This is a genomic window from Pseudomonas meliae (assembly GCF_001400515.1).
Lineage (GTDB): Bacteria > Pseudomonadota > Gammaproteobacteria > Pseudomonadales > Pseudomonadaceae > Aquipseudomonas > Aquipseudomonas amygdali.
The window spans coordinates 1-1,962 of the sequence record NZ_LJQT01000070.1 but is presented as its reverse complement, the minus strand read 5'-3'; the positions used below and the strand labels follow the sequence as shown (position 1 = coordinate 1,962).

The window sequence follows — 1,962 nt, the reverse complement described above, 5'->3', positions numbered from 1 at the left end:
CCGCAGGCTGCCCTGTTCTTAACGTGTCATTTCGCCCCCTGCCGGAACCGACCCCTTCTTGCGAGCCCGGTAAGCTTCACGTTACACGTCCTCAGTGCCAGAAGGCGTCGCACGATGCGCTGACCATCAGGAAATTGCGCTTAGCTGACTTCCCTGTTCCATTGCTCCCCTTCACCAACTCAAGGGCGGGCGACCCAAGGCATCCAGTCGCTTTGCTTCTTTCAGGATCGCTTTCGTCGTACGAGGCGAGTTGGCCTGCGCGTCATCCAGCCCGTAGGCATCACGCGCAGCATCGGCGGCTAGAACATTACGCGTCCGCGGTGAGTACTCTTGCAGCCTCCGACGCGTACTTTCGGCCAGATCGGGAGCGATGACCGGCATAGCGGAAAAGATGTCGCCAGGTGCGGGATTGGCGAGAAAGGCTGTCTCCAACTCGCGTGCATTCGCATGGAGCGCAGTTTGCGGGTTCTCGATCTCGGCTCTGAATGCGTTTGTCCTCGCCAGCGCGTCGGTTGCATCAGGCTTGTCGAATCGTTCAATTACATGGGTGGACGTTCCATACGATTCTGCCCAGTGCGAATCCCTCAGTAGGACGGCTGGGCCGTCGCCCCACGAGTCAAGGACTACAGTGGATCCATCCGCTTCTGCCGAGTTTGGCGGCTGGTACAGCGCGTAGAGGTGGGTCTGCTCATAGTCACGTACGGTCATCATCTGCCCGCCATCCTCCATGCGGACGGCATGCCGACGTGTGTTAATCGCTGCGTTGTGGTCACAGTTGCCTGCCCCAGCAGCCAGCGCGCTGCCTGCCAGTAAATTTTCGTCATCTTCGCCGAGGCAGTAGGACAGGGAACTATAGGTGGCGCTCCGTCCGTTGCTGAGCCGCAGATCGCTGTCGACATTGCCTCGTCCACGGCGCAATGCGAGTCGTGTCTCATGCACCGTAGACGTTGCGTCGGCAAGGCGTTGACGGTCGCTCGCGTCGATGGGCCTGCCGTTGAGGCGCATAGCGAGTTGGTAGGCAGCCTGCTGGACTTCGTGCGGCAGTAGGACCGAGCGCCTGGCACCAGACCACCTCGCAATGGGAGACTCCAGGGCCGTCGAGCCATGCCGGCTGGGTGACATGGACGCCTCGGAGGATGAAGGGGAAGGCGTGGCCTGCTCTGTGTATTGGACAGCATAATGCTGAGGTGAGCTTGCTGTGCTCCCTTTGGAAACGCACGAACCCATTTTTTAACTCCTGCAGTTCTGAGCCATCAGCATTAGCGAGACGCTCTCTAATTGGCGTTGGCTGGCTCACTGCTGCTTTTAAAGGTTTTCAACCGCTGACGCTGAAATTATGCAAATGCCGAATTTTCATTGGAACTTTTTTATGTGGCCTTTGGGAGGGATTCGGTTCCTTGCAAATGTGGGCCAACGCGACTAATGCAGCACGGCTACCCGGTACTGGACGAGTATCTGGCTCGGCTGTAGCCGCTGATCTAGGGGTTTGGAGGGCAATTTAAGCCCAGTGCCTGTCCATAAACCCTCGTGCAGTCTGGCCGGTACGACAAAACCACCGTTTTGTGAAACCACTTCTGCGAGTACCAGGGAAGGCAATAAGGGATCGATAGAGAAAACGGACAAAATCGTACTACAAGGGCTTCCCCATTGAGCACAAGCCCAATAATTGCTGTTTGACTCAGCTGCATATGCCGGATCGACGTAAGAAGGCTTCTCGATATCCTGCTCCAGCTCGTCAGGTTTTGGATTGTTGTCTGGTTAACGTACACCTCAACCCGGCGTCAGGCTGCTCACTGGCACCGCGTCAGACTAGGGCCGTTCTCTGCATTTTCTGACGCCGAGGCGTTTATCTCTATGGTCTCAACCTGACAGGTCGAATGCTCAACGAATGAAAGGGACTTCCCCGTCCCAAGGGCGCGGCGAAAGTCGCGAATCGGCATCGAAGTGCCATGATGAAGTGTC

2 protein-coding genes are annotated in these 1,962 nt (G+C 57.1%); one reads left to right on the top strand and one right to left on the bottom strand.

The features are described from left to right. Positions 1 to 171 precede the first annotated feature (171 nt). Complete coding sequence (gene xopE, locus ALO64_RS03050; RefSeq protein ID WP_044345616.1) at positions 172 to 1,227, bottom strand: XopE/AvrPphe family type III secretion system effector; 1,056 nt, start codon at positions 1,225 to 1,227, stop codon at positions 172 to 174. Positions 1,228 to 1,686: 459 nt separating this feature from the next. On the opposite strand from xopE, the gene ALO64_RS26730 reads away from it, so the two are divergent. Next, positions 1,687 to 1,869 carry an SPOR domain-containing protein gene (locus ALO64_RS26730; protein ID WP_081082192.1) on the top strand — a complete coding sequence of 61 codons (183 nt, stop codon included), beginning with the start codon at positions 1,687 to 1,689 and terminating at the stop codon, positions 1,867 to 1,869. Positions 1,870 to 1,962: the final 93 nt, after the last annotated feature.

What these genes read in the sequence shown, in the direction of transcription:
- xopE (WP_044345616.1), bottom strand. Translation starts at nt 1,227, where the DNA reads ATGGGTTCGTGCGTTTCCAAAGGGAGCACAGCAAGCTCACCTCAGCAT.